This window comes from Curtobacterium sp. S6, from assembly GCF_000710345.2.
Taxonomy (GTDB): domain Bacteria; phylum Actinomycetota; class Actinomycetes; order Actinomycetales; family Micrococcaceae; genus Rothia.
In genome coordinates this window covers 1,110,718-1,133,340 of the sequence record NZ_JHEL01000015.1, presented here as the reverse complement: position 1 = coordinate 1,133,340, position 22,623 = coordinate 1,110,718, and the positions used below count along the sequence as shown (strand labels likewise).

At 66.9% G+C, this 22,623-nt stretch carries 20 protein-coding genes; 16 read left to right on the top strand and 4 right to left on the bottom strand.

Going from position 1 to position 22,623, the window contains the following annotated elements; all coding sequences use genetic code 11:
• Nucleotides 1-70 precede the first annotated feature (70 nt).
• Entirely contained in the window at nucleotides 71-1,249 is a 1,179-nt protein-coding gene (locus CURSPS6_RS07375; protein ID WP_030015229.1) for a MarP family serine protease, read from the top strand.
• Here CURSPS6_RS07375 and aroQ read toward each other — a convergent pair.
• Together aroQ and acs are read right to left on the bottom strand one after the other, a co-directional pair.
• Nucleotides 1,246-1,677 carry a type II 3-dehydroquinate dehydratase gene (aroQ, locus tag CURSPS6_RS07370; protein WP_030015228.1) on the bottom strand — a complete coding sequence of 144 codons (432 nt, stop codon included), beginning with the start codon at nucleotides 1,675-1,677 and terminating at the stop codon, nucleotides 1,246-1,248. The genes CURSPS6_RS07375 and aroQ overlap by 4 nt on opposite strands.
• A gap of 90 nt (nucleotides 1,678-1,767) precedes the next feature.
• Nucleotides 1,768-3,705 carry an acetate--CoA ligase gene (acs, locus tag CURSPS6_RS07365; RefSeq protein ID WP_030015227.1) on the bottom strand — a complete coding sequence of 646 codons (1,938 nt, stop codon included), beginning with the start codon at nucleotides 3,703-3,705 and terminating at the stop codon, nucleotides 1,768-1,770.
• A 191-nt stretch (nucleotides 3,706-3,896) separates the two neighbouring features.
• On the opposite strand from acs, the gene nth reads away from it, so the two are divergent.
• Nucleotides 3,897-4,775: an endonuclease III gene (nth, locus tag CURSPS6_RS07360; RefSeq protein WP_051687719.1), complete on the top strand. Its 879-nt coding sequence runs from the start codon at nucleotides 3,897-3,899 to the stop codon at nucleotides 4,773-4,775.
• Entirely contained in the window at nucleotides 4,765-5,496 is a 732-nt protein-coding gene (locus CURSPS6_RS07355) for an NUDIX hydrolase (RefSeq protein WP_051687718.1), read from the top strand. The genes nth and CURSPS6_RS07355 overlap by 11 nt, the downstream gene beginning before the upstream one ends.
• 22 nt (nucleotides 5,497-5,518) lie before the next feature.
• On the opposite strand, the gene CURSPS6_RS07350 is transcribed toward CURSPS6_RS07355, so the two are convergent.
• The gene (locus tag CURSPS6_RS07350) at nucleotides 5,519-7,291 is read right to left on the bottom strand and encodes a bifunctional 3'-5' exonuclease/DNA polymerase (protein ID WP_051687717.1); all 1,773 of its coding nucleotides are present in this window, start codon (nucleotides 7,289-7,291) and stop codon (nucleotides 5,519-5,521) included.
• A 42-nt stretch (nucleotides 7,292-7,333) separates the two neighbouring features.
• On the opposite strand from CURSPS6_RS07350, the gene CURSPS6_RS07345 reads away from it, so the two are divergent.
• From CURSPS6_RS07345 to CURSPS6_RS07310, 8 genes are all read left to right on the top strand, one after another.
• Nucleotides 7,334-7,687 carry a CHY zinc finger protein gene (locus CURSPS6_RS07345; protein ID WP_051687716.1) on the top strand — a complete coding sequence of 118 codons (354 nt, stop codon included), beginning with the start codon at nucleotides 7,334-7,336 and terminating at the stop codon, nucleotides 7,685-7,687.
• Between the two features lie 116 nt (nucleotides 7,688-7,803).
• Nucleotides 7,804-9,093, top strand: a complete 1,290-nt coding sequence (locus tag CURSPS6_RS07340) for a hypothetical protein (RefSeq protein WP_152978082.1) — start codon at nucleotides 7,804-7,806, stop codon at nucleotides 9,091-9,093.
• On the top strand, nucleotides 9,090-10,208 hold the full coding sequence (locus CURSPS6_RS07335) for a TadA family conjugal transfer-associated ATPase (RefSeq protein WP_051687715.1): 1,119 nt from the start codon (nucleotides 9,090-9,092) through the stop codon (nucleotides 10,206-10,208). Before CURSPS6_RS07340 ends, CURSPS6_RS07335 begins: the two co-directional genes overlap by 4 nt.
• Entirely contained in the window at nucleotides 10,205-11,071 is an 867-nt protein-coding gene (locus tag CURSPS6_RS07330; protein ID WP_051687714.1) for a type II secretion system F family protein, read from the top strand. The genes CURSPS6_RS07335 and CURSPS6_RS07330 overlap by 4 nt, the downstream gene beginning before the upstream one ends.
• A complete protein-coding gene (locus tag CURSPS6_RS07325) occupies nucleotides 11,068-11,664 on the top strand; it encodes a type II secretion system F family protein (protein ID WP_051687713.1) in 597 nt (198 codons plus the stop codon). Before CURSPS6_RS07330 ends, CURSPS6_RS07325 begins: the two co-directional genes overlap by 4 nt.
• Before the next feature lie 20 nt (nucleotides 11,665-11,684).
• Nucleotides 11,685-11,963, top strand: a complete 279-nt coding sequence (locus tag CURSPS6_RS07320; RefSeq protein ID WP_035810290.1) for a DUF4244 domain-containing protein — start codon at nucleotides 11,685-11,687, stop codon at nucleotides 11,961-11,963.
• A gap of 116 nt (nucleotides 11,964-12,079) precedes the next feature.
• Nucleotides 12,080-12,409 carry a TadE family type IV pilus minor pilin gene (locus CURSPS6_RS07315; RefSeq protein WP_035810287.1) on the top strand — a complete coding sequence of 110 codons (330 nt, stop codon included), beginning with the start codon at nucleotides 12,080-12,082 and terminating at the stop codon, nucleotides 12,407-12,409.
• Nucleotides 12,406-12,852, top strand: coding sequence for an Rv3654c family TadE-like protein (locus CURSPS6_RS07310; RefSeq protein WP_152978081.1), 447 nt, complete (start codon nucleotides 12,406-12,408; stop codon nucleotides 12,850-12,852). The genes CURSPS6_RS07315 and CURSPS6_RS07310 overlap by 4 nt, the downstream gene beginning before the upstream one ends.
• Nucleotides 12,853-12,861: 9 nt before the next feature.
• Here CURSPS6_RS07310 and CURSPS6_RS07305 read toward each other — a convergent pair whose 3' ends face one another.
• Entirely contained in the window at nucleotides 12,862-15,360 is a 2,499-nt protein-coding gene (locus CURSPS6_RS07305) for a DEAD/DEAH box helicase (RefSeq protein ID WP_030015213.1), read from the bottom strand.
• Nucleotides 15,361-15,435: 75 nt separating this feature from the next.
• Between CURSPS6_RS07305 and CURSPS6_RS07300 the strand changes: the two genes are divergently transcribed.
• The 5 genes from CURSPS6_RS07300 (at nucleotide 15,436) to CURSPS6_RS07280 (ending at nucleotide 22,620) form a co-directional block, all read left to right on the top strand.
• A complete protein-coding gene (locus CURSPS6_RS07300) occupies nucleotides 15,436-15,879 on the top strand; it encodes a pyridoxamine 5'-phosphate oxidase family protein (protein ID WP_082470197.1) in 444 nt (147 codons plus the stop codon).
• Nucleotides 15,880-15,937: 58 nt separating this feature from the next.
• Complete coding sequence (locus CURSPS6_RS07295) at nucleotides 15,938-16,840, top strand: rhodanese-related sulfurtransferase (RefSeq protein WP_030015210.1); 903 nt, start codon at nucleotides 15,938-15,940, stop codon at nucleotides 16,838-16,840.
• Nucleotides 16,841-16,879: 39 nt separating this feature from the next.
• Nucleotides 16,880-18,526: a methyltransferase gene (locus tag CURSPS6_RS07290; RefSeq protein WP_030015207.1), complete on the top strand. Its 1,647-nt coding sequence runs from the start codon at nucleotides 16,880-16,882 to the stop codon at nucleotides 18,524-18,526.
• 202 nt (nucleotides 18,527-18,728) lie between these two features.
• Nucleotides 18,729-21,635, top strand: a complete 2,907-nt coding sequence (gene topA, locus CURSPS6_RS07285) for a type I DNA topoisomerase (protein ID WP_030015206.1) — start codon at nucleotides 18,729-18,731, stop codon at nucleotides 21,633-21,635.
• 1 nt (nucleotide 21,636) lies between these two features.
• Nucleotides 21,637-22,620 (top strand): Ppx/GppA phosphatase family protein, encoded by a 984-nt coding sequence (locus CURSPS6_RS07280; protein WP_030015205.1) that lies wholly within the window; start codon nucleotides 21,637-21,639, stop codon nucleotides 22,618-22,620.
• Nucleotides 22,621-22,623: the final 3 nt, after the last annotated feature.

Below are 22,623 nucleotides of genomic sequence, written 5' to 3'. Positions count from 1 at the left end.
CGGGTAACGTCAAAGGCTCCACCGACCACGGCTTTTTTGCGATCCGTTCGCGATGATTGGTGTTCTACACATGACTGACCTGACTGTTCTCGACTGGATACTCATCCTGGTCCTGCTGGCCTACCTCCTGGGCGGATACGCCCGGGGCTTCTTCCTGACCCTGGGGGCGGTGGTCGGATTCATCGCGGGAGCCGTGGCGGCTTTCTACGTCACTCCGTTCCTCGTCGAACGGGTCGACGGTGGGTGGAAGATCGCGGTCGCCGTGGCCAGCATCGTCGTGCTCATCCTCGTGGGCCAGGCCCTCGGCATCGCCTTGGGGCGTCCGTTGCGCAGGATCACCGAGCGCACGGGGCTCGGAGTGCTCGACCGCATCGGCGGTGCGCTGCTGAACTTGGTGACCTGCGCGCTCGTCATCGTGGTCTTGAGCTTCTCCGTCACGCAATTCGGGGTTCCCGCGATTTCGACGACCGTCGGTAACTCCAAGGTCATCACGGCGCTCGAAGGCATCACTCCCGAACCGGTCCAGCGCGGTATCGCCCAGGCGCGGGCGGCGGCGCTCCAACAGTCCGGCATTCCTCGGCTGAGCGAGCAGCTCTTCCCCGAGCAGGCCGCCCCCACCATTGATGCGCCGCAGACGGATGGGCTGGACGCGGCCATGGCGTCCGTCGTCAAGATTAACGGCGCCGCGGATGCCTGCGCGCAGAACCAGTCGGGTTCGGGTTTCGTCGCGGCGAATGACCACATCGTCACCAATGCGCACGTGGTCGCCGGTGTCACGAATCCCATCGTGCAGACGCGCGGCGGGCAGACGGTGCAGGCCAAGGTCGTGGCCTTCAACCCGGAAAAGGATCTGGCGGTGCTCGATGCCCCGGACCTTTCGGCACAACCTCTCGACTTGGGAGAGAACGGAAAGGCCGGCGATACTGCGACCATCATGGGTTACGACCTCGGCGGGCCGTTCATGTCACGTCCGGCGTCGATCCAGGGTCTGCAATATACGACCACCAAGACCCAGAATGGTGTCACTAATAGTCCGCGCGAAATGTATCAGTTGGCGGCTAACGTCCAGGAGGGTAATTCGGGCGGCCCATTGCTCAACGGGCAGGGCCAGGTGATCGGAGTGATCTTTGCCAAGGCCACCCAGGGCGAGACCGGTTACGCGCTGTCCATGACGGAGTTGCATCCGACTCTGGACGCCGCGACCACGAGCACCGAACCCGTCGGAACGGGGCAGTGCACGGCGGGCTAACGCTGAGCCAGGTATTCCAGGCCCAGGATGTAGCCGTAGGCGCCGGCGCCCGCGATCACGGTCTCCGCCTGGAGCGAGACGTACGACAGGTGACGAAAGTCTTCCCGGCGATGAACATTCGACAGATGAACCTCGACGACGGGTAGTTCGGCGGCCTCCAGCGCATCATGGATCGCGATGGAATAGTGCGTGAAGGCCGCGGGATTGATGATGATGGCGCAGGCCTCGTCCCTGGCCCGTTGGATCTCGTCCACGAGGTCACCCTCGTGATTCGACTGCATGAATTCGATCCCAAATCCGAGCTCTTCGCCGCGGTCGCGGACCTTCTCCTCGATATCGGCCAGGGTCGTGGTCCCGTAGATCTCCGGCTTGCGCCTGCCGAGCATGTTGAGGTTGGGGCCATTGAGGACGAAGATCGGTTTGCTCATGGGCACATTCTGGCATGTCGAATCTCAACGCAACGACGGGCGCCCCGAAGATTTCTTCGGGGCGCCCGTCGTTGGGGAGCGATCCGGGCCCTACTTACCGAGAGTCTCCGTGATCTGATCCATGACGGTCTGATCCGCGAGCGTGGAGACGTCGCCCACGGGCCTGTCTTCGGCGACATCCTTCAACAGGCGTCGCATGATCTTGCCCGAGCGCGTCTTCGGAAGTTCGGGAACGATCAGCACCTTCTTCGGCTTCGCGATCGGGGAAATCTCCTCGCCCACGTGGTTTCTGATCTCCGCGGCGAGCTCGTCGGTGTCGCGCCCTTCGGCCACGGCCTCGTCCGAGAGGATCACGAAGGAGATCACGGCCTGACCGGTGGTTTCATCGGAGGCGCCGACGACCGCGGCCTCGGCGACCGAGTGGTGCGAGACCAGCGCGGACTCGATCTCGGGCGTCGACAGACGGTGTCCCGAGACGTTCATGACGTCGTCGACGCGGCCGAGGACCCAGATGTCGCCGTCCTCGTCGCGCTTGGCGCCGTCACCGGCAAAGTAGGTGGTCTCGTTGAAGCGGGACCAGTAGGTGTCCACGAAACGTTGGTCGTCTCCCCAAATGGTCCGCAACATGGAGGGCCACGGCTTGGTCAGCACGAGCAGTCCGGACTCTCCATTGCCGAGGGTCTCGCCCATGTCGTCGACGACCTCAACGCCGATACCCGGGAGGGGGCGCTGCGCGGAGCCCGGCTTGGCCGCGGTGACCCCGGGCAACTGCGAAATCATGATGCCGCCGGTCTCGGTCTGCCACCAGGTGTCGACGATCGGGCACTTTTCCTTGCCGATGACGCGATAGAACCACTGCCAGGCCTCCGGGTTGATGGCCTCGCCCACGGTTCCCAGCAGGCGCAAGGATTCGAGGGAGTACTGGTTCGGAATGTCCTCGCCCCACTTCATCATGGTGCGGATGGCCGTGGGGGAGGAGTACATGATCGTCACGCCGTACTTGTCCACGATCTCCCAGAACCGTCCGCGGTGCGGCGAATTGGGGGTGCCCTCGTAGATGACCTGGGTGGAACCGTTGAGCAGGGGACCGTAGGCCACGTAGGTATGGCCGGTGACCCACCCGATATCGGCGGTGCACCAGAAGACGTCGGACTCCGGCTTGATGTCAAAGACGTTGTGATGGGTGTATGCGGCGTGCGTCAGATATCCGCCCGTCGTGTGGAGGATCCCCTTGGGCTTACCCGTGGTGCCCGAGGTGTACAGGATGAACAGGGGGTCTTCGGCGTTATTCGGGACCGGTGTGTGATCGGCCGAGGCGGTCTCGACGGTCTCGTGCCACCAGACGTCGCGGCCTTCGGTCCAGGCGACGTCTTCGCCGTTGCGCTTGACCACGACGACGTGCTCGACGCTCGCGCCACCCTTGGAAAGCGCATTGTCGACGGCCGGCTTCAACGTGGTCGGCTGGCCGCGGCGGAACGAGCCATCCGCGGTGACCACGAGCTTGGCCTGGCCGTCCTCGACCCGTGACCGGATGGCATCCGCGGAGAAGCCCCCGAAGATCACGGAGTGGATCGCGCCGATCCGCGCGCACGCCAACATCGTGATCACGGCCTCCGGGATCATGGGCAGATAGACCGCGACGCGATCGCCCTTGCCGACTCCCAGGTCAGAGAAGGCGTTGGCGGCGCGGGAGACCTCGTCCTTGAGGTCCTGGTAGGTGTAGGTACGGCTGTCGCCGGGCTCTCCCTCGAAGTAGATGGCGACGCGGTCGCCGTGGCCGTTCTCGACGTGCCGGTCGACGGCGTTATAGGCGGCGTTGAGCTCTCCGTCCTCGAACCACTTGGCGAAGGGAGGATTGCTCCAGTCAAGGGTCTTCGTGAATTCCTTGTCCCAGGTCAGATACTTCTTGGCCTGGTCCGCCCAAAACTCGGTGCCCTGCTGCTCGGCCTGCTCGTACAGGTCCGCCGTGGCATTGGCCTGCGCCGCGAAGGCTTCGGACGGCGGGAAGGTCTGGGAATTCTCGCTCACTGTTCTTCCTCTCGTGTGATCGATCGCGGACGATATCGTCCGCGTGTGCGTCTTTTTCCCACTGTAATGGACATCTCGTGATGGGAATCACTGGTGCCCTGTCGTTTCGCACCGAGGGAAATCTGGGGACCGGCGTGGGCCACGAGGATCGGCGTCGCCCGCACCCGCGGCGATGGGTAAGGTTGGGCCGTATGACCGTCGAAGACCATAACCAGCGGCCCAGTCTCGAGATCCGGCAGGTCCCGGACGCGAAGGCGCGCGCCGGAGCCGCCAAGAGACGGCGGACCGGCGTGGAGGAAACACACCGAGGGCTCGTGAGGCGCGCTCGGAAGATCAACCGGATCTTGGGCGAGACCTATCCCTACGCCGTGGCGGAACTCGACTTCGGCAATCCCTTCGAGCTGCTCGTGGCCACGGTCCTCTCGGCGCAGACCACGGACGTGAAGGTCAACTCGGTCACTCCGCGGCTCTTCGAGGCCTACCCGACGCCCGAGGCCCTGTCCTGCGCCTCCGCCGAAGACGTCGAGGACATCGTCCACCCCCTGGGGTTCTACCGGGCCAAGACCCGGTCCATCATGTCCCTTTCGCGCCAGGTCGTGGACGAATTCGATGGTCAGGTGCCCCGTACCCTTTCGGAGCTGACCAGTTTGGCAGGGGTGGGACGGAAGACCGCCTTCGTCGTTCTCGGCAATGCGTTTGACGAACCGGGGCTGACGGTGGATACGCATTTTGGGCGCCTGGCCAGGAGGCTTGAGTTCACCCGACACGAAGACCCCGTCAAGGTGGAACGAGATGTCTCCGATCTCTTCGAACGATCGGATTGGACGATGCTCTCCCACCGCCTGATCTATCACGGCCGTCGCATCTGCCACGCGAAGACCCCGGCCTGCGGGGTGTGCCCGATCGCGGATCTTTGTCCGTCCTACGGCCTCGGCGAAACGGACGAGGAGGCCGCGGAGAAACTCCTGCGCTACGAATTCACGCCGGGCCGCGAAGAGCTCCACCGACGGTTCTTGGAAGGGGCCACGCGGCGTGAGCTTCGACGGGAGGGTTACAGCCTTGGCGCCTGACGAGACGGATCGCCGTGCCCTGGACGACCTGCGCGAACTCGCCGCGCGGGGGTCGGAGATCGTGATGGACGACCGAGAGCCCTGGCGTATCGGCGGAATCGACCCGGAGACGGTACGCGACGCGGCGGTCTTGATCCTCTTCGGCGTTCTCGACGACGCGCCGGCGACCTCCCGGCCCGGCGCAGCCGGGGCGGTGGGGGATGACCTCGACGTGCTGATCGTGGTCCGCTCCGATTCGCTCCGACAACACGCCGGACAGCCGGCCTTCCCAGGAGGAAAAGTCGACCCGGAGGATCGGGAGTCCGAGGATCCTTTCGTGGAGGCCGCGCTGCGTGAGGCCGTGGAGGAGACCGGGCTGGACCGCTCGGGGGTGACCGTTCTGGGGAGGCTGGCGCCGGTGCCCTTGCCCGTCAGCAATTTCATGGTCACGCCCGTGCTGGGGTGGTGGGTCTCGCCGTCGCCGGTCGAGGTCGTCGACGCCGCGGAATCCGCTCAGGTGTTCCGCGTGCCCGTGCGAGACCTGACGAACGCCGAGCACCGGTACTACGCGACCATCACGCGGGGTCCTTCGACCTACAAATCGCCGGCCTTCGAGGTGCATTCCGCGGACGGCCCCGTGACCATCTGGGGATTCACCGGGGTGGTCCTGGACCGGGTGCTCCACGAGCTGGGCTGGGACGAGCCGTGGGACCGGCAACGGAAGAAGCCCGCGCCGATCTGATCCCGCGTCCGCCCCGCGCGGGTCACTTGGCGTCGGCGTACGACTCGACGGTCGCGATCGTCAAGGGAAAGTCCACGGGAGCCTCGCCAAAGAGCAAGCGCCCCGCGGCGGCAGCCGACTCCTCGACGATCCCGGAGACGGTCTCGGCTTCCTCGGCAGGTCCGTGGAGGACGACCTCGTCATGAACGAAGAACACGAGGGTGGTCTTCAGCGCCGGGCCTCCGGAGCCCTCGTTGCGGAGTCGCCGGCGGATCTCGCCCATCCAACACAGCGCCCATTCGGCGGCCGTTCCCTGGACGACGAAATTCCGGGTGAACCGCCCCTGGGAACGCGACATGGTTCGGGATCGTGATTCCGCGGCCGAGGTGCTGACATCGCGCACCGCGTCGACCCAGGATTGGTCCGGAGCCGGGGAGGTTCTGCCGAGCCACGTCGTGACCTGACCGCCTTGCTCGCCCGTGGCCGCGGCACGTTCGACCAAGCCAATAGCGTCGGGGAAGAGCCGTTTGAGATGCGGGGCCAGCGAGCCCGCCTCGCCGGAGGTCGCGCCGTACATGGCGCCCAACAGGGCAACCTTCGCCGCCGGGCGGTCTTTAAGGGGCGAACCGGTTCTTTGCCCCAGTTCCGCGATGCCCCGGTACAGATCCTTGCCCCGGCCGGCGACGGCCAGGGCCGCGTCTGCCGACATGGCGGCCAAAATTCGGGGCTCGACCTGCGAGGCATCGGCCACGGTCAGCAGATGCTCCGGGTCGGCGCGCACCGCGTCGCGCACGATCTGGGGAATCTGCATGGCGCCCCCGCCGTGGGCCGCCCAACGGCCGGTCACTACCCCGCCGACGACGTAGGCGGGATGGAAACGCTCATCTCTGACCCAGTCCCTGACCCAATGCCACCCATTGGCGGTCCATAACCGGTACAGCTGTTTGTACTCGAGGATCGGGGCGATGAGGTCGAAGCGTTGCCGACGATGGTTGCCCCCGTGGTCCGCCCACTCGGTGAGCTCCCACTTCCGGGTCGAGGCGACCTCAACCCCGGCGGCCCTGAGCGCGCGGAGCAAATCCTGCGGTGAGTCGGGGTTGAGGTGATCGGAGCCGAGCCTGGCCGCGATGGCCTCGGCCAGGGCCTGCATGCGTGCGGGGCGGTGCCCTTCGCGAGGCTCCGGGCCGAGCCGGTCATCAAGGATCCCTCGGTGGCGTTCGGAGCTCCACGGTAGGCCTTCGTGATACATCTCGGCGGCAACCAGGCTTCCCTGGGATTCGGCGGCCAGCAAGAGTTGGAGGCGACGCCGCCCGGGCGCCTCCGCGACCGCTTGCTGCTGGGCTTCCAGCTCGGTCACGAGGGCATCGATCGTGAGGATCGCGGGCTCCGACGGGCGCGCGGGGGCTTCGAAGAGCGACGTTTGCTGCGGATCGACGCGAGCTGCCGGGAGCCCACCGGCAGGCCCGTGCGGCGATTCGTTGAGCTCGACGGTGGGAGAGTAGCCGAGTCCATTGTCGGTCAGCGTGGCCGCGTGGGACAGGATCGTCTGGCAGAGCGTGAGGTCCCAGCACCGGGAGACCGTCACGCCGGCGGCCACGAGACGTGGATAGACCGCCCTGGTCGACGACCACACCCACCGGATGCGATGCGGTTCGGGGGCGTGATCGAGCACCGACCGAACGAATGCGGGAAGGTGGCCGAGAGCGAAGCGCTTGCGGCTCCCCTCGGCCCCGCGTTGGAGAGAGACCGCGCACCAGGGCGCCGCCTCCGGGTCCGAGGGGCGGTCCGAGGTTTCGGGACCGATCACGATGAGCATGGGTCCATTATCCCGCCCTGTCGAGGAGGTACGTTGAGGCTTGTGGATAATTCCGAGAAATGCCCCCAGGCCACCGGCCGGCCCGACGTCTACGGTCAGGTCATCGACGACCAGACGCGGTGCGTTCACTACGGGACTGCCCAGGACATCGTGGCCATCAAGTTCAAGTGTTGCGGGCGGTACTTTCCCTGCCACCGGTGCCACGATGCGGAAGCGAATCACCCGGCGCGGACCTGGGCCCGGGACGAACGCGACGTCCCCGCGATCCTCTGCGGCGTGTGCCGGAGAGAGATCACGATAGCTCAATACATGTCCGTTTCAACCTGTCCGATGTGCGGGGCGGAGTTCAACGAACGGTGTGCGTTGCACTACGACCTGTATTTCGACGTGGACTGAGCCGGCTCGTACACAACCGGTAGGTTTCGGGGGAAGGGTCCGGAACCGTCCCCATCGCGTGGAATTACATGTCCTTGGTTCGCCCCGCGGGTCGCACCTTGCGGCAACCTGCCGTCATGAAAACCCTTTCGCACGTCTCACAGGTCCCCACCCCGTTGGGCCCCGAGTCATTTGTGGACGAAATATCCCGAAGGCACTCCCACCAAGCGCGCTCGGCGATCTCCGCGCGAGGCGTGGTCGCCTATGGAGAGCGGCGCAGTTTTCTGCGCGTCATAGAAGACATCGCACAGGCCGCTGACCTGCCCTTTCGACGCTCTAGCGTCGCGGATGGGCCGCGGTGGACCAGGCGCGACATCGTGGTTGTCGAGGCCGACGTGGCGCGTTCCCTGCTCCGATCCGCGCCCGTCGCGACGCGACCCGAGATGTGCGTGGTGGTCGGAGTCCCAGGGGGAGCCGATCCCTGGTCCGTCGCCCGGTGCATGCCCGAAAACTGGGGGATACCCGAAGTCGTCATGTTTCCGCAGGGCCGGCTGTGGCTGGCCGACCGGCTGACGGTCTCGGGGCGGGAGCGTGATACCTGGCCGAAGATCGCGGTCATGGGATCCTGCGGAGGAATCGGGGCCACGTCCCTCGTTCTGTGGACGGCCTTGCGGATGAAGGACGATGGGCAAGCGCCGGTCGTGATCGACGCGGTTCCGGGCAGCGTCGCGCTCGACGCCTGCATGTCGGCCGACCTCGTCGGAGGCGCACGATGGCTGGATATCGAGGCCCTTCCGACCCTCCCGGACGGTGCTCGACTCCTCTCCTCGTTACCCGCCCCGCACGGAATTCCGGTGATCACCAACGGCACGGGGGACGAACCGGGGAGGGCGACCGATGCCACGCGTCGCCGTGACGCGATCGTGGCGTTATCGGGGCAGGGACCGGTGATCGTGGACGTCGGCGCGGATTTCGAACCCTCCGAGGAATCCGGAGACTTCGCGAGCCCGGCCGACTACTCCTGTCTGGTCCTGGTTGTTCCCTTCACCGTGCGAGGGCTCGCGAACGCGCAGTCCATCTATCGCCGGTGGCAGGGGACGGTGCCCGTGCTCGTGGTGGGGACGGGCCTGCGGTGGTGCGACGTCTCCGATCGTGAGGCGGCCGAGATCGTCGGTACGGACTCGTTGGCCGCGGTCATCCCGCATCTGCGGGCCGCTCCCGAAGCCTATGAGGCCGGGCGAATCATGGAATTGGCTTACCGGAAGCCCCTGCGACGTCCGCTCGCGGAACTCGTCGACGGAATCGGTCACCTGGCGGAGGAGAGAATCTCCCGGGAACCCGCCGTCTCGTCCACCGAGACCTCTCGATCCGGTCGGAGGATTACCTTCGGCGGGGACCGTCACGGCGTCTCGACGGAGGGGTCATGACGCAGTCGGCCAGTGCGAAGCTCGCGTCCTGGGAGTCGGAAAGGGCGCATTACCAAGGACTCGGCCCCCTCGAAGTCCTCCTGTGGCGGACCGATGTGACCGATATTTACGTTAACGGTCCCGACGAGGTGTGGGTGGACGGGCCCCGGGGCCTCGAACGGACGGAAATCCGGTTTTCCTCGGATGACGAGGTCAGGGAACTCGCCGTCAGGATCCTGGCTGGGGAGGGCCGACGTCTCGACGCGAGTCAGCCGTGCGGCGGGGTACACACGACGTCGGGGTATCGATTGCACGCGGTGCTACCGCCGATAGCATCCGGACACACTCACCTGTCCATCAGGATCCAGCCCGAGGACCGTCCCGATCTGCGAGACCTGGGCGCTGCCGGCATGTTCGGATCGGCGGTGGAATCGCTGTTACGGAAGATCGTCTCCGCGAAGAAGACCTTCCTCATCAGCGGCTCCACGGGGAGCGGCAAAACCACGCTGCTCAATGCGATGCTCGGCACGTGCCACCCGGCGGAGAGACTGCTGCTGATCGAAGACTCCTCCGAGCTGGCCCCGCGTCATCCGCACGCCGTCTCGTTGCGGACGCGGACGTCCAACGCCGAAGGCGCGGGCGCGGTGACGCTCACGGATCTCATCCGGGAATCGCTACGTATGGGGCCGGACCGGATCATCGTCGGGGAATGCCGGGGCCCGGAAGTGACCGACCTGTTCCTGGCCATGAACACCGGGCACGAAGGCGGCGGAACGACGATTCACGCCAATTCCGCGAACGCGGTGCCCGCACGCCTCATGGCGCTCGGAGCGCTCGCCGCCATGAGCCCGGAAGAGGTGGCCCGGCAGGCGACGACCGCGATTCAGGTGGTGATCCACCTCGAACGAGGCGCCACCGGGCGCCGCGTTGAGCAGGTCGGCATGTTGGAGCCGACAGAAGCGGGCATGGCCGTGCTGCCGGCGGTGACCGTAGACGCCTCGGGGGACGTGACCACGACGCCTCGGTGGCCAGCCCTACGCCGGCTTCTCGACTCGGCCGCTGGATCGCCCTCTCGGCGGGGAGATATTCCGCCCCGCGAGGCGAATGCCGGCGTGTTTGTCGGGGAGGGCTCATGAGCGGGTGGGTCGTGATCGTGTGTGGTGCCCTGCTGGGGTGGTGGTCCTCGCGGCGATCGACCCTGCGAAGGGTGAGAGCGCTGTCGATGGCCGAGCCGGTGTCGTCGACGCGATCGCGGGTTCGTGTGTTTCTTGCACTCGCGAGGGGCCGTCGCCGTGACGGCTCCGGCGAATGGCCGGAATTGATCCGGCGGCTGGGGACCCTACTGCAGTCCGGTGAAACCGCCCACTCCGTGTGGGCGGTCCTGGCCAGCGCGGGCAGGGTGCCGGAATGGGAACCATCCATGCCCCAGACCCGGGAAAGGGAAGATGTCGTGGCATTCCTCGACCACATGGTTCGGGTGACGTCCGCCGGGTTGGACCCGCTGACCGGCCTGAGGACGGCCGCGGTTCGGCTCCCACGGTCGCGGAGGGTCGTCTCCACGCTGCGAGCCAGTTGGCAACTCGCGCAAAGAACCGGGGCGCCCCTCGGGGACGTGCTTGCCCGGATGTCGGAAGCCTTGGAAGACGAGATCCACGCCTCGGACGCACGGGAGTCGGCGGTGGCCGGGCCGCGCGCCACCGCACGGATCCTGGCCTCGTTGCCCGTCATCGGGTTGGGGCTGGGGGCCCTTTTGGGCACGGATCCGTGGGGAACTCTCATCGGAACTGCCTGGGGACGGGCCTCGTTCTTGTGCGGGGGTCTCCTGGCCTTGGGCGGGGCCGTCTGGAGCCGCCGGTTGGTGCATGAGGCGGTGTCGGGGACCCTGAGCGGCTCCTGGGTCGTGCGCGATCCACGCCGCGTGGCACGTTCTCGACGGCGTGGACCGGCCGTGATCGGCAGGTCGCGGCCGGACCATCACGGGAAACGAGATCCGACATGACGTGGGTGGCGTGGCTCGTCGGTCTCCTCATGGTGTGGTGGCCGCATCGTGTGGGGCGGAGGGTGCGGGACCAGGAACGACGTTCCCGGAGGGATCCGTCGCTGAGCCTCGGGGCGAGGCTCGGCCTCGTGGCCGCTGCCCTCGACGCGGGTTTGCCACTTCCCCAAGCCGTCATCGAGCTTGCCCGGGCCGAAGACGATCCCGAGCTGGGGGCCGTCGCCGACCGGCTTGAATGGGGGCTTTCCTGGCCGGTCGCGTGGGAGATCGCGAACGAGGAGGCTCCGAAGCCAGGCCGATTCGGTCGAGAACCCCGAACCGGACGACGGAATGGCCTCGCGGACCTCTATCAGGCCTTGGAGTTCTCGGCCGCCACGGGAAGTCCGGCCGCGGCAATCTTGCGCGCGCGCATCGGGCACGTGAGGCAACGGCAGATTCACGAAGCGGAAAGGCTCGCGACGGTCTTGGGTGTGAAGCTCGTTCTTCCGCTGGGGCTGTGTTCATTGCCCGCGCTCGTGTGCTGGGGAGTGCTTCCGGTCCTGATTGGTCTGGTCTCCGAGGGCACCGTGGCCCACGCCGTGGACTCAACGAATTGAATCATCGAGAGAAAGGAAAAATGATCATGCACCGTGACCCGGAGGACGTTCAGGTGGTGGAGCGCGAGACCGGCAGCGGAGGCCCCGCTCGGACGACGGGACGCGCAAGGCCGGTTGGCGGCGGAAACGAACCGGTGACGGACCCGGAGCACCCGGAACTGGGGGCCAGCACCGCCGAATACGGCATCGTGATGTTGGCCGCGGTCGGGTTCGCCGGGCTCCTGGTCGCCATCTTGAAGAGCGGCGAGGTTAAGGACCTTCTTTTGGGGGTCATCCGTACGGCCTTGTCGACCGGATGATGCGGGCCAACGCTAACGGGAGCCCGAAGACGGCCCCTGCCTCGCACGATGGTGTGGGGCAGGGCGACCGCGGTGCGGGCCGGGCCGTAGGGGCAGGGGACCGTGAGCGCGGGTCCGTGACCGCCGAGTTCGCGGTGATTCTCCCCAGCGTCGTGGCCTTGGTCGCCGTGGTGGTTTCCGTGGGGGTCTATGGGGCGCGAACCGTCGCGGCCCAGGAAGCCGCTCGGGCCACCGCCCGGTCCATCGCCCGCGGTGACCCGTGGGAGGCGGCCCGGGCGAACGGGCAGGACATTATCGGGCGTGACGCGACGATCACCATCGAAAAAGCCGGTGCCGGCGCGGAGATCACCGTGGCCTCGCCGGCGCCGGGAATCCTCGGCGACTGGGGAGGGCTGGAGATCCACGCCCGCGCCTATGCCGACGTTGCCGAGGAGGCCGTCCCGTGATCGCGCCTCGGCGACGCGACGTCGTACCCCGAGGACTCCGGGATGGGCCTGACCGGGGATCGGGGTCGGTGCTAGCGGTCGCGCTCCTCGGCGCGATCATGGTGATGGTGGTTTTCGTGATCGCCGCGGGGCAGGCCGCGTGGGCTCATCATCGCGCGCGCACGGCGGCTGATCTCGCCGCCTTGGCCGCGGCCGACGCCGCCCGGGGACTGACCTCGGGGGAACCCTGCGCGGTGGCGCGGAGGGTCGCCGAGGCCAACGGGGCGCGACTGGTGGGGTGCTGCCCGCCGTCGGACCGCGGCGAGGTGCGAGACGTCCGCGTCGAGGCGGACGTGCCGGCGTGGCTGGGCCGGTTGGGTCCGGTGACCGGGCTCGCGAGGGCCGGGCCACCGCGAGACGACCTGGTCCAGCGCGAATACGGCACGCCCGCCTTCTGCGCCTGAGGGCACGCCTTAGGCGGCGTCCTCATCGGCCGTATCGAGCAGGCCTCGCAAGAGCGAGATGGCCCCCGCCTTGCTGAGGGGGTTGTTCTTATTGCCGCACTTCGGCGACTGTACGCAGGACGGGCACCCGGTCTCGCACTCACAGGCGAGGATGGCTTCCAGCGTGGCTCGCAACCACCGGGTCGCGACCCTGAAACCGTGTTCCGCGAACCCCGCGCCGCCCGGGTATCCGTCGTAGACGAAGATCGTCGGCATCTCGGTGTCGACGTGCAACGCGGTGGACAAGCCGCCGATATCCCATCGGTCACAGGTAGCTACGAGGGGCAACAAACCGATGGCGGCGTGCTCTGCCGCGTGGAGGGAACCCGGGATGTCGGGTTCGGTCACCCCGGCGCCGGCCAGCACCGTGGTCGGGATCGTCCACCACACGGCGCGAGTCACGAGCTCCTGGGCCTCGAGCTCGAGGGGTTCTTCATCGATGACGTCGTTCGTGGCGACCGCCTTGCGCTGGAACGAGACGACCTGGGTTCGCACCCGGACAAGCCCCCGGTGAAGCGTTACCGGGCCCCAGTCGCGGGTGTCCTCGGTCTCGAGGACGCTTACTTCGGTGATATCTCGGGCCTGGGTGTAGTAATTGGGGTGCACGCGGCTGACCAGCACGGTACGGTCCTGCTCGTCGAGACGTTCCACGTGCCACGTCTTGCCTTGGTGAACGTAGATGGCTCCCGGATGGGCCTGATAGTGCGACTGCCCGGACTCCATGGTCCCGATGATCCCGCCGGTCTCGGCCTCGATGATCTGCAACCGGTGCCCTCCGTCCCCGCGGATATCGACCAGGTCGGCCGCCGATTCCGGGTGCGTCCAGAACCATCCGGTGGGCCGCCGCCGGAGGTGTCCGGCCTGCACCAGCGACTCCAGGACCTCGGGTGTGGCCGGGCCGAAAAGGCTCAGCTCCTCGGGGCGAAGCGGCTTTTCGGCCGCCGCCGAGCAGAGATGCGGTGCCAGGACATACGGATTATTGGGGTCGAAGACTGTCGCCTCGACCGTCACGTCGAAGATGTCCCTCGGATGGTGCGCCAGGTAGGTATCCAACGGGTCGTCGCTGGCCACGAACACGGCCAAGGAATCTTGACCGGCTCGGCCCGCGCGCCCAATCTGTTGGAAGAACGACGCCCGGGTGCCGGGCCAGCCGGCGACGAGCACGGCGTCGAGCCCGGCGACGTCGATGCCCAGTTCCAGCGCAGGTGTCGACGCGACCCCCAGCATTTCCCCGGACCGTACCTGGCGCTCGAGTTCGCGTCGTTCCTCGGGGTGGTACCCCGAGCGGTATGCACAAACGCGGTGCGCGACGGCCGGATCGATCTCTTGAAGATAATCCTGGGCCTGGGCCGCCATGGTCTCGGCGCCCCGGCGGGATTTGATGAAGGCGATGGTCCTGATGCGCTCGGCGACCAGGTCGGTCAGCATCTCGGCCGTCTCCGAAAGCGCGGAGCGTCGACGCGGTGCCCCGTTCTCCCCGGAGCCCGCCGGGCCCGCCCCGTTGAAGCCCGAGCCGGGCACGGGAACATCGGCCGACGCCGGAACACCCGGCGCCAGGCCATCCTGGGCGACGCGATCCTCCAGCAGGGGCTCCCACAGGAGAACCTGCACCGAGCCGTGCGGGGAGTCGTCGCGTTCGACGGCGCGGACCTGAGTCGCCTCGACGCCCAAGAGCCGGGAGAAGGACTCGGCGGGAGAGGCCGAGGTCGCCGACGCGCCGATGAAGGTCGGGGCCGATCCGTGCACGGCACACACCCGCCGCAAACGTCGCAGGATCATGGAGACGTGCGCCCCGAAGACGCCCCGATAGCCGTGCGCCTCGTCGACGATCACGTAGCGCAGGCGCCGCAGGAAACGGGCCCAGCGCTCGTGGTTGGGCAACACACCGGCGTGCAGCATGTCCGGATTGCACAGCACGAAATTCGAATGGTCCCGAATCCAGGACCGTTCCCCGAATTCGGTGTCCCCGTCGTAGGTGTCGGCACGAAGCCCGGGAACGCCCAGGGACCGGATGGAGGCCAGCTGATCCGCCGCCAAAGCCTTGGTCGGGGACAGGTACAACACCGTTGCTTCCTGGGACCGCAGGCCCGTGCCCGGCTCCAACGCGCCGCGGACGATCGCGTCCAAGGCCGGTAGCTGGTAGGCGAGTGACTTGCCGGACGCCGTGCCCGTGGAAATGATGACGTGATCGCCGCTCTTCGGCGAGACGGGACGACCCCGGGCGTGACGCTCGGCCGTGTATTCGGCCGCCGTGGCCGCGGCGGAATGCGCCGCATCGGCGGCTTGCGCTTGATGGCGATACGGCTGCGGAACGCCCAAGGAAACGAAGGCGTCCTTGACCGAGGGGTGGAGCCACTCCGGCCACGCCGCGGTGACCGCCGCGCGCTCGGGAAGAACCCGGGTGTGGACGACCTCGGGAGGGTCGTCGCCCCGGTTTAACGCTCGGAGGAGAAGGTCAGTTTGCGGCACGAAACCATTGTGACACCCCCCGCCCGCCCGACGGACGAGCCCCGTCGCCGGGGTGAATCGTGACACAATAACACCATGAATTTGCCCATGAATATCGCCGGATCCGACGCGTCCCGGGACCCGGAGCCTCGGGTCCGAGTTTTGAGCGACGATGAATGCTGGGATTTCCTCGCGACGACCCGTTTCGCGCGGCTCGCGACCGTGGACCACGGCGAGGCGGACATCACCCCGCTGAACATCGCGGTCTCTGGCCGGCGCATCTATTTCAGGACGGCCGCCGGAAATAAGCTGACCAGGCTGTTGCTGAACCCTGCCGTGGCGGTGGAATCCGACCGGGTCGAGGGCGGTACCGCCGTCAGCGTGGTCGTGCGCGGCTCGGCCAAGCTCCTGGCGGATTCGGATGAGATCGCGGCGGCGGAGTCGCTAGACATCTCCCCGTGGCTTCACACCGAAAAAATCGAGTACGTGGAGATCACCCCGGCCCAGGTCAGCGGGCGGAAATTTCGCTTGGGCGAGTAGCCGGCGGCGTGAGGAACGGATCATGCGGATCCGCGCGGGGGTCGCCTAAAATGACCCCGTGGCACTTTCCCGAATCGTCCTGTATTACCATTTCGCGCCCATCGCCGATCCCGAGGCCGTGGTGCTCTGGCAGCGCGCCCTCTGCGAAAAACTCGGCCTGCGCGGACGCATTCTCGTGTCCCCACACGGCATCAACGGAACCGTCGGCGGGGAAATCGCCGCTGTCAAGCAATACGCCCGGACCACGCGGCAGTTCTCCGCGTTCCGCGGGATGGAATTCAAGTGGTCCGACGGCGGGGCCGAGGACTTTCCGCGCCTGTCCGTCAAGGCCCGGGAGGAAATCGTGGCCTTCGGCGCGGCCGATGAACTCGTGGTCGACGAGGGTGGCGTCGTCGGCGGGGGCACGCATCTGAGCCCCCAGCAGGTCAACGAGCTCGTCGAGAAGGAGGGAGACGACGTCGTCTTCTTCGACGGCCGCAATGCCTTCGAGTCCCGCATCGGCCGGTTCAAGGGGGCCGTGGTGCCGGACACCAGGACCACGCACGATTTCCTCAAGGAGCTCGAGTCCGGAAAATACGACGACCTCAAGGGCAAAAAGGTCATCACGTACTGCACCGGTGGGATCCGTTGCGAGATCCTCTCCGTGCTGATGAAGAACCGGGGATTCGAGGACGTCTACCAGATCGACGGCGGCATCGTCCGCTACGGCGAAGCCTTTGGCGACTCGGGCCTCTGGGAAGGTTCGCTGTACGTCTTCGATCAGCGCATGCACATGGAGTTCACCCCCGACGCGGTCACGATCGGGCGGTGCGAACGGTGCCAGGCGCCGTCGAACAAGTTCGTCAACTGCGCGAATTCGCGGTGCCGAGAGCTCATCCTGCTGTGCCCCGACTGCTCCGCGGCGGAGGCGACCTGCCCCAATGGATGTCAAACCTCCGCCCAAGGCCAGCGCGCCGCCTAGGCGCCTCGCGCGGCTGACCGGCATCGATAGAATGTCCGAGTGACTTCCGCACCCGAATTCTCCCGCGTCCCCGACGCTCCTCGCAGCGACGACCTTGAGGCCCTTCGAAGCCTCTCGGAAGCGCTCGCCGCGGCCGACTATTCCTACGACGCGATTCTGGACCTGTTGGGCCGCGGCCCCTTCGAGGCCATGGTCCGCGAACAGGTCGTCCCCGCGCGCCATCGCATCCACGAGATCCTGAGCGGGAAGGTTGCGGTCAAGGCCGGGCAGCGCCGCCTGGCCGGGGTCGTCGACTTCCTGATGCTCGGCGGCGAGGCCAGCCCCGAGTCCCTCGACGCGACTCTTGGGGAAGGCGCCTACTCGGTGCTCGAATCGCTCCGATTCCTTGCCCCGGGGCGCACGGGCCTCGAGCACGCGCGGGTGCGGGCCGCCTACGATCTCCGGCCGCATTCGGCCGACGACGGAACCGACCTGTGGGTGGTCTCCGACCTCGGCGCCCACCAGACCGACGGAGCCCTGCCGACCGATTACGTCCTCGGTGTCGGCCAGGCCTCCCTGACCCTCGCGCAATTCACCGAGCGGTCCCCGGTGCGGAGAGCGCTGGACCTCGGGACCGGTTGCGGGATCCAGGTCTTCCACTTGCTCTCGCACGCGGAGCACGTGACCGCGACCGACATCTCGGCCCGGGCCCTCGCGATGACCCGGTTCAACCTCGTCCTGAACGCCTCGGCCTGGGGACTGGACCCGGAGCACCTCGACGACCGAGTCGTCCTGCGGCACGGTAGCTTGCTCGATCCGGTCGCCGGCGAGGGCTTCGACCTGGTCGTGACGAACCCTCCTTTTGTGATCACTCCGCGTCGGGCCGGCGAGACCGAGGCCGAACGCTACACCTACCGAGACGGCGGACTCCCCGGAGACGAGCTGGTCGCGCAACTGGTGCGCGATATCCCCTCGGTGCTGCGGCCCGGCGGGCGGGCGCACCTGCTGGGCAACTGGGAAATCCACGCCGACGCGGACGCCGAGGACGGGCAGGCGCCGTGGGATCGCCGGCCCCGCACCTGGCTCGCCGACGGTTGCGATGCCTGGTTTATCCAGCGGGAGGAGACCTCCCCCGAGGCCTACGCCGAAACGTGGCTCCGGGACGCCAGCCAGAATCGCGACGCGGGCTCGTTCGAATCGGCGTATCTGGACTACATCCGGGACTTCCACGACCGTGACGTCGCGGCCGTGGGGTTCGGCATGATCTGGCTGAGACGGCGCGAGAACCGCGAGCCCTTCCTGCGCTTCGAATCGATCGAGCACCCCATTCAACAGCCGATCGCACCGTTCTTCGCGGCGGCGGTCGCGGCCCACGACCTCGTGGCGGGCCTCAGCGACGAGGACCTGCGGGCGAGACACCTGGTCGTCGCCGACGACGTGACGGAGGAACGGCACCAGCGTCCGGGGGCCGAACACCCGGGAGTGATCCTGCTCCGGGAGGGCGCCGGCCTGCGGCGCACCGAGTTGCTGTCCACCCCAGCGGCGGGCTTCGTGTCGGCCTGCGACGGCGACCTCGCGGTGGGGCAAATCATCGATGCCCTGGGAGCCCTCTTGGGGTGGGAGGACGACGCCCCGGCCGCCGAGCTCCTGGGCCACGTGCGTTCGCTCGTGGACGGCGGATTCCTGGTGGGCGCGGGGGAGGGCTAACCGCTGGTGGCGCGGTGGTCCGGGGCGAAAGTTCCGGCCGGGCCGGTGCTTCGACCGCGGGTTGCCAGGTCGAGTAGCGTGTAACGGTACCTCACCCGAAACTGGGGAGGCATACCTCACCGTGCCTGTGGAAGCGTGACCGGCTAGTCCTTTCCTCGGCTATTGTGGGGGCGTATCCACCGGACCGGACTCAAGGAGCGACGTGCCAACACAGGCCAAGGGCAAGACGACGGGTAAGAGTCTCCTCATCGTGGAGTCTCCTTCCAAGGTCAAAACCATCGGCGGTTACCTTGGGGACGCCTATATCGTCGAGTCCTCGATGGGGCACATTCGCGACCTGCCGCAGCCCTCGGAACTTCCGGCCGAGCTGAAGAAGACCCCGGTGGGAAAGTTTGCCGTGGACATCGACGACGGCTTCGAGCCGTACTACGTGGTGAACCCGGATAAGAAGAAAAAAGTCTCCGAGCTCAAGCGGCTCCTGAAAGACTGCGACGCGCTGTACCTCGCGACGGATGCCGATCGCGAGGGCGAAGCCATCGCGTGGCACCTCCTGGAGGTGCTCAAACCCAAGGTCCCGGTGCACCGCGTGACCTTCCCCGAAATCACCAAGGAAGCAGTCGAGCGCGGCTTCGAGAACGTTCGGACGATCGACGACTCGCTCGTCGATGCCCAGGAAACCCGCCGCGTCCTGGACCGCATTTACGGCTACGAAATCTCACCGGTGCTGTGGCGCAAGGTTTCGCAGGGGCTTTCCGCCGGGCGCGTGCAGTCCGTGGCCACGAGGCTGGTCGTCGAGCGCGAGCGTGAGCGCATGAAGTTCCGCTCGGCGCAGTACTGGGATCTGGCCGGAACCTTCGAGACGGCATCCTCGGAGAGCTTCGGCGCCAAGCTGTCCTCGCTGGACGGCAAGCGCGTGGCCTCGGGCAAGGACTTCGCGGACTCCGGCGAATTGAAGGCGTCGTCGGCCTCCAAGGTGGCCCACCTCGACGAAAAGGACGCGCGCGGCCTGGTGGCGTCCCTGGAAGGCTCCGAATTCTCGGTGTCGTCGGTCGAGACGAAGCCGTATACCCGCCGGCCCGCCGCGCCGTTCACGACCTCGACCCTTCAGCAGGAGTCGGCGCGCAAGCTGCGCTTCTCCTCGCGGTCGACCATGCAAGTGGCCCAGCGCCTGTACGAAAACGGTTACATCACCTATATGCGTACCGACTCCGTGGCGCTGTCCGATCAGGCGATCAACGCCGCGCGGAAGCAGGCCACCGAGCTGTACGGCAAGGAATACGTTCCGTCCTCGCCCAGGTTGTACGCGTCCAAGTCCAAGAACGCGCAGGAAGCCCACGAGGCGATTCGTCCCGCGGGTGACTCCTTCCGGACCCCCGCGGCCGTCAAGTCGCGCTTGTCTCAGGACGAATTCCGGCTCTACGAACTCATCTGGAAGCGCACGGTCGCCTCCCAGATGGCCGACGCGAAGGGCCAGACGGCGTCCCTCAAGTTGGAGGCCCAAACCAGCGACGGTCGCACCGCGGAATTCTCGGCATCCGGAACGGTCATCACGTTCCGCGGTTTCCTCGCGGCCTATGAAGAAGGCAAGGACGCCGCCCGAGACGCCGAGGACGCCAAGTCCGACGGGTCCGACAAGCGTCTTCCGCGGTTGACGGAAGGCGACAGCCTGACCGGCCGCGATATCGAGGCCAACGGCCACGAGACGTCTCCGCCCCCGCGCTACACCGAAGCGTCGCTGGTCAAGGCCATGGACGAGCTCGGGATCGGTCGCCCCTCCACGTACGCCGCGGTGATCTCGACGATCATGGACCGCGGTTACGTCAATAACCGCTCGGGTTCGCTCGTGCCGTCCTGGACGGCTTTCTCCGTGGTGAGGCTGCTCGAGGAGCACTTCTCCAAGTACGTCGACTACGAGTTCACCGCGGCCATGGAAGACGATCTCGACCGCATCGCCCGCGGCGAGGCGCAACGGGTCGACTGGTTGACCGGCTTCTATTTCGGCAACGACGCCAAGAGCGGTCTCAAGCCGATCGTCGAGAATCTCGGCGAGATCGACGCCCGTGCCGTGAACTCGATCGAGATCGCCGACGGCGTCACGCTCAGGGTCGGCCGCTATGGGCCGTACCTGGAAACCGGCGGCGGTCTCGACGAAGAAACCGGCGAGATCAAGGATCCGATTAGGGCAAATGTCCCCACGGATCTCGCACCCGACGAGCTGACCGCGGACAAGGCGGCGGAACTGATCGAACGCGGCAAGGCGGACGGTCGGGAGCTGGGGCAGAACCCGGAGAACGGACGCACGATTCTGGCCAAGGACGGCCGGTTCGGACCGTACGTGACCGAGGTGGTCCCCGAGATCACCGACGAAGAGCTGGCGAACCAGCCGGTCGAGTACTACAAGAACGGCAAGCCCAAGCCCCCGAAGAAGCCGAAGAAGGAAAAGCCGCGGACGGCCTCGCTCTTCGCGTCGATGTCCTTGCAGGAGGTCACCCTGGAGGAGGCTCTTCGCCTGCTGTCGCTGCCCCGCGTCGTGGGACAGGACGACGAGGGCGTCGACATCACCGCGCAGAATGGTCGGTATGGCCCGTACCTGAAGAAGGGCACGGACTCCCGCTCGCTGACCTCGGAGGATCAGATCTTCTCGATCACGCGGGACGAGGCCATGGCCATCTACGCGCAGCCCAAGCAACGGGGTCGCGCCGCCGCGAAACCGCCGCTGGCGGAGCTCGGCAACGATCCCAGCAACGATAAGCCGATCGTGATCAAGGACGGCCGGTTCGGGCCGTACATCACCGATGGCGAGACGAACGTGACCGTGCCTCGCTCCGAGACGCTGGAATCGATGACGTTCACGCGAGCCGTCGAGCTGCTGGCGGATAAGCGCGCCAAGGGCCCGGCCAAGAAGAAGACCACGGCCAAGAAGCCCGCCGCCAAGAAGACCACGGCCGCCAAGACCACCGGCACGCGCAAGACCACGGCCAAGTCGACCGCCAAGAAGACGACCGCGACCAAGAAACCGGCGGCCAAGAAACCGGCCGCGAAGAAGACGACGTCCACGACCTCGTCACGCCGGTCCACGGCGTCGGGCACCACCAGCAAGGAGAACTAACGTGCGCCTCTCGGTCCTCGACGTCGGCTCGAACACCGTCCACCTGTTGCTCCTGGACGTTCAGCCCGGCTCGAGGCCCGAGCCGTACGCGTCGCACAAGATGGCCCTCCAGCTCGTCCGGTACCTGGACGATCACGGGGACATCACCGACGAAGGACGCAACGCCCTGACGAATTTTGTCGCCGAGGCCCGTGACTTCGCCGCGGATCACGACGCCGAGGATCTTTTGGCCTTCGCGACCTCGGCGATCCGCGAGGCCGGAAACGGCGGCGAGGTTCTGGATCACGTGAAATCGGCCACCGGCGTCAACCTCACCGAGATTTCCGGCGACCAGGAGGCCGCGATCACGTACTTCGCGGTGCGACGCTGGCAGGGCTGGGGCGCCGGCACCATCCTTGACCTGGACATCGGCGGCGGCTCCTTCGAGATGGCCCTCGGGGACGACGCCTTGCCGAGCGTCGCCGTCTCGACGCCCCTGGGCGCCGGCCGCCTGACCCGGCAATTCATCCACCACGATCTCGCCAAGCCCAAAGAGATCAAGGCCCTGCGCAAATACGTGAAGTCGGAGCTGACCCCGGCCGTGGAGACCGTCTTGAAGGCGGGGAAACCCAACATGGTGGTCGGCACCTCCAAAACGTTCCGCTCGCTCGCCCGGATTTGCGGTGCCGCGCCGTACGCGGCCGGCCCGTACGTCAAGCGGGAATTCCACCTCGAGGACCTCCGCCTGTGGACCCGGCGCATGGAAGCGATGACCCCGGAGGAACGGGCAGACCTCCCCGGTGTCTCCTCGAAGCGCGCCGCGCAGATCCTGGCCGGCGGCATCGTCGCCGAAACCGCGATGGATCTGTACGGCATCACCACGATGCGGTCCGTTCCCTGGGCATTACGTGAAGGTTTGATCCTGAGACGGATGGATCGGATCAACTCCCAAGATTCGGCGGCTATGGTGGACCCGAAGTCACTGAAGTCGAGCGCAAAGGAGTAACCG

Excerpts from the sequence above, each read along its gene's own strand:
- CURSPS6_RS07375 (WP_030015229.1), top strand. The coding sequence starts at position 71 with ATGACTGACCTGACTGTTCTCGACTGGATACTCATCCTGGTCCTGCTG.
- aroQ (WP_030015228.1), bottom strand. The coding sequence starts at position 1,677 with ATGAGCAAACCGATCTTCGTCCTCAATGGCCCCAACCTCAACATGCTC.
- nth (WP_051687719.1), top strand. The coding sequence starts at position 3,897 with ATGACCGTCGAAGACCATAACCAGCGGCCCAGTCTCGAGATCCGGCAG.
- CURSPS6_RS07350 (WP_051687717.1), bottom strand. The coding sequence starts at position 7,291 with ATGCTCATCGTGATCGGTCCCGAAACCTCGGACCGCCCCTCGGACCCG.
- CURSPS6_RS07340 (WP_152978082.1), top strand. The coding sequence starts at position 7,804 with ATGAAAACCCTTTCGCACGTCTCACAGGTCCCCACCCCGTTGGGCCCC.
- CURSPS6_RS07335 (WP_051687715.1), top strand. The coding sequence starts at position 9,090 with ATGACGCAGTCGGCCAGTGCGAAGCTCGCGTCCTGGGAGTCGGAAAGG.
- CURSPS6_RS07330 (WP_051687714.1), top strand. The coding sequence starts at position 10,205 with ATGAGCGGGTGGGTCGTGATCGTGTGTGGTGCCCTGCTGGGGTGGTGG.
- CURSPS6_RS07325 (WP_051687713.1), top strand. The coding sequence starts at position 11,068 with ATGACGTGGGTGGCGTGGCTCGTCGGTCTCCTCATGGTGTGGTGGCCG.
- CURSPS6_RS07320 (WP_035810290.1), top strand. The coding sequence starts at position 11,685 with ATGATCATGCACCGTGACCCGGAGGACGTTCAGGTGGTGGAGCGCGAG.
- CURSPS6_RS07300 (WP_082470197.1), top strand. The coding sequence starts at position 15,436 with ATGAATTTGCCCATGAATATCGCCGGATCCGACGCGTCCCGGGACCCG.